This is a genomic window from Paenibacillus phytorum (genome assembly GCF_013141715.1).
GTDB lineage: Bacteria > Bacillota > Bacilli > Paenibacillales > NBRC-103111 > Paenibacillus_E > Paenibacillus_E phytorum.
In genome coordinates, this window is record NZ_WHOA01000096.1 from 1 (window position 1) to 4,052 (window position 4,052).

Consider the following 4,052-nt stretch of genomic DNA (forward strand, 5'->3'; position numbering starts at 1 on the left):
ATTTTCTGTAACCCACCGGTCTACTTCCTGAAAGCCGCTCATGACGTACTCTTTCTCACAATAGAGTGTATCGTCCAAATCAAAAACGATGGCTTGCTTCATGTAAGATCGTCCTGCTCGATAAAAAAGGCATCATCATAACGCAGCATGAGAAGTCCGTCCTGCCAATCATCCATATTCGTCCAATCCAAGGGCATCTTAATAAGCCATTGAATAATGGTTTTTGGATATTTAGCGCCGGCAGCCAAGGAAAGAGGCACTCCTCCTCCAAATCGCGGGTTTATTTCAATAAAAACGATTTGGTCCTCTTTTGTTACAAAGCACTGCAAAGTAATGCATCCAATTGCGCCAGGCAGAGCTTCCGCTACCTTCTTCGCAGCAGCCATAATGGCTCTATTTTTAACGGTAATCCCTTTACTTATTTCACCTGCCCTTACTTCCATACGTAAACGAGGAACGGCCGCACATGCTTTTCCTTGAAAATCCATTAAGACGTCCACTGAATATTCTTGTCCTATAATGTATTCCTGCACGATAGGTTCAGGTATATACTTCAAAAAAAATCTCAATTCTTCAGCGTTATTAATTTTCGTTACCCCGACACTGCTGCTTCCGTTAGCCGGTTTTAACAAAACAGGATAGTCTGTTTCAGGATCTGACAACATCTTTTCGGCATTTAATGTATCGGGAGTGTTCACTTGAATGTTCTCAAAAAAAGAAGCTGTTTTTCTTTTATCGCAACAAATCCGATTTACCTCAGAAGAACTGACGAGCACACAAGTTCCAATATGTTCAAATTGTGAACGATGATCGGCAAGTATTTGCAATTCGGTATCTATTAAGGGGATTAAAAGCTTGATGTCATAATTATTGCAAATTTCCAGCAGCTTTGAAATGTAATGATCATCAGTTACACGAGGAAGCAGCTCATGGATATCTCCAACCCTTGCTGCAGGAGCGTTACTTTGCATATCAGCAGTAACAATCTTCCCTTCCAGACCCAATTCTTTCAACGCTTCTCTAAAATATCTGATTAACGATACTCTCCGACCGACGCTGGTAAAAAGAATATTGAAAGTTGTCATCGGGTTTTCCCCGTAAATTTCCAAAGTTCATCTACAAATTCTCTTACTCTTATACTAGTAGTGTGGCGGGATTGAACCAACGCGTAGCCCTTTCGTCTAATTTCATTTCTCTCATCTCTATGCCTTAAATAATATTTGGCCTTCGCCAAAAAATTGTGTTTATCGATTTTTACGAAGGTTTCTTTATGGATGAAGCCCAAATCTCTAAGTTCGGAAAAATCGGAAGTCAACAGCAGCGTTCCGCATGCTGGGACTTCAAAGTATTTTCCCACGGCAAAATTATAGATAGATCCGCAAGTGAGGAATATCTTTGCCCGGCTAATTTCCATCGCATAGTTTTCATCCAGAAACTTGGTTTTGCTATCTCTTTTGGAAAACCATTTATAGCCCGGATGTCCATGCGAGACAAACCCGTCTATTCCTTTCATCTTTTTATAAATTTTTGAGCGGAGCGGGTATGCTCCATTGATTTTCCCCATCATTAAATAATTAATTCTTCTTTTTAATCCATATTTGTGGAATACCGGTTCATAAGCATGATTCGGCAGCCATCTAAATCGGTCATGAAACTCAGGAAAATAGGTTAAAAAACTTTCGCGGTAGTGGGCCAATACCAAGTCCAAGCTATTCTCTTTCACAAAGTTTTTGAAATCATCCCTGACTCTGTAGACATCGTGAAATAGTACCCCTTTTGGAATGTTTACTTCATTCAATCCGCGGGGAAGCCCGTAGACACCCCTAATGGATTCGAAATCATCCAGGTAGATAAAATCCGGAACAAAATCCAACTGACTTAGAATGTCCGGCAAATATCCGCCTAATTTTCCGACGGTATACTCCCCCTTTACAAAACGGACGTGGACATCAGGTAGCTTTTCTAGCTCCAGCTTAAAATAATGATCGGGTTTGTAGGTAAAAGAAGACCAATCGATTGTAAAATATAAGATGTTTAATTTATTCATGAACGACCCCCTCCTCCTGAAATCCCGGAATAATTTGGCCGATAGCGGAACGTATTTCATCTGCTATGACAAACGTTATCTTTTGAGAAACCATCTCTTCCAATTTCAGCAAAGTTTCATGCAAGTGCTCCTCAGGGAGTGCTGCAGGTTCACATACATAGATGGAATCATGCTTTACAGTTATTCTTTTTTCCTCCGCAGTAAACATCTCTTCAACTAGCTTTTCGCCGGGACGTATGCCGGTTAAAACAATCTTAATGTCTTTATTCGGTTCCAAACCTGACAAACGAATTACGTTGTGAGCCAAATCCAAAATTTTCACCGGTTTCCCCATATCCAGTATGAAAGTTTCCCCACCCTTGGCCATTACACCCGATTGAAAAACCAGTTGTACGGCTTCCGGAATTGTCATGAAATAGCGGACCATATCCGGATGGGTGACCGTTATAGGTTGACCGGCTTTAATTTGCTGTAAAAACAAGGGTATGACACTCCCTCGGCTGCCGATAACATTTCCAAACCGAACGATAAGAAATTTCGTATCTTTGAATTTCCCCATGCTTTGCAGCATTAACTCTGCCAGTCGTTTGCTTGCTCCCATTATGCTCGACGGGTTCACCGCTTTATCCGAGGAAATATACACAAAACTTTCTGCCCTATAAGCAAGCGCATATTCGGCAACGTTTCGGGTTCCGAAAACATTATTTTTTATCGCTTCGGAAGGATTCAACTCCATTAACGGCACATGCTTATGAGCTGCCGCATGAAAAATAATTTGAGGCCGATAATAGGCGAATACATCTTCCAGTCTTTTCTTGTCTTGAATATCAGCGATGACCGGTACAATAGAGATATGAGGATATTTGACTTTAATTTCATTTTCAATAGTAAAAATGCTATTTTCGCCACGGCCGAGTAATATTAACTTTTCAGGATTGAAATTAGGAATTTGCCTGCAAAGTTCAGAGCCAATTGAACCTCCGGCACCAGTTACTAGAATCACCTTGCCCTTTACAAATTCAGCAATTTCATTTAAGTTAATATTCACCGGCTTTCTACCTAATATTTCCTCCATATTTATTTCCTGGAATCCGGCCTGTTTAATACCCTCTCGTAGGATGTCGTTTCTCTTACGATTCAAGATCCCACCCCCTAAATGAATTTAGTGCTTCTTGCTCCTGCCGTACATCGCTTTCTTCATACATGCAATCACCCGTTCCTGATCTTCTTCCGAAAGATTGGAACCCGAAGGCAAACATAATCCCTCTTTAAACAATTGATCGGAATTGCTCTTATCCCGATCATGTGGAAAGTAATTGCAGTTTTTAAAAAGTGGCTGCAAATGCATAGGTTTCCAAACATGGCGTGCCTCTATGTTTTCTTCAGCTAATGCTTCTATCAACTCCGTTGGGGATACGCCGGTACGCTCAGGATTAACCGTCAGTGCTGTAAGCCAACGGGTAGACTGACTGCCCGCTTGTTCAGGCATAAACTTGATGCCGTCTAAGATTGAAAGTGCTGAATAATAACGCTGGAAGATTGACCTTCGGGCAGATATTCGTTGATCCAAAACTCTTAATTGTCCTCTCCCGATCGCCGCCAATACGTTACTCATCCGGTAATTATATCCAATCTCGCTATGCTGATAATACGGGGTTGGACCACGAGATTGGGTAGCCCAGAAACGCATCTTCTCAAAGGCATCCCTATCATCGGAAACAAGCATGCCACCGCCTGAGGTGGTTATGATCTTATTGCCGTTAAAAGAAAAGACCCCCATTTTCCCGAACGTTCCGCTAGCTTTTCCATGATACGTGGCCCCGATCGATTCTGCTGCATCTTCAACAATCGGAACGCCGTATCGATCGCAAATCTTCGATAATGCAAACATCTCTGCGCTCTGTCCGAACAAATTAACGACGATAACCGCCTTAGGCAGCTTTCCAATCGTTTCATAATAAGTAAATGCTTGTTCTAAAGCCGATGGCGACATATTCCACGATTC

Annotated in this window: 4 protein-coding genes and 1 pseudogene; all 5 read right to left on the reverse strand. The window is 41.7% G+C overall.

Annotation, left to right across the window (positions count from 1 at the left end; translation table 11 throughout):
* Positions 1 to 102, reverse strand: a pseudogene (locus GC098_RS41195) (HAD family hydrolase); the annotation flags it as partial.
* Positions 99 to 1,085 carry an ATP-grasp domain-containing protein gene (locus GC098_RS14750; protein ID WP_171643907.1) on the reverse strand — a complete coding sequence of 329 codons (987 nt, stop codon included), beginning with the start codon at positions 1,083 to 1,085 and terminating at the stop codon, positions 99 to 101. The pseudogene GC098_RS41195 and the gene GC098_RS14750, both read right to left, overlap by 4 nt.
* On the reverse strand, positions 1,082 to 2,047 hold the full coding sequence (locus GC098_RS14755) for a glycosyltransferase (RefSeq protein ID WP_171643908.1): 966 nt from the start codon (positions 2,045 to 2,047) through the stop codon (positions 1,082 to 1,084). Before GC098_RS14755 ends, GC098_RS14750 begins: the two co-directional genes overlap by 4 nt.
* Positions 2,040 to 3,188, reverse strand: a complete 1,149-nt coding sequence (locus GC098_RS14760; RefSeq protein WP_246358617.1) for a UDP-N-acetylglucosamine 4,6-dehydratase family protein — start codon at positions 3,186 to 3,188, stop codon at positions 2,040 to 2,042. The genes GC098_RS14755 and GC098_RS14760 overlap by 8 nt, the downstream gene beginning before the upstream one ends.
* A 21-nt stretch (positions 3,189 to 3,209) precedes the next feature.
* Positions 3,210 to 4,052 (reverse strand): DegT/DnrJ/EryC1/StrS family aminotransferase (locus GC098_RS14765; protein WP_171643909.1); only part of this gene is annotated, 843 nt, incomplete at its 5' end.

Excerpts from the sequence above, each read along its gene's own strand:
- GC098_RS14750 (WP_171643907.1), bottom strand. The coding sequence starts at position 1,085 with ATGACAACTTTCAATATTCTTTTTACCAGCGTCGGTCGGAGAGTATCG.
- GC098_RS14755 (WP_171643908.1), bottom strand. The coding sequence starts at position 2,047 with ATGAATAAATTAAACATCTTATATTTTACAATCGATTGGTCTTCTTTT.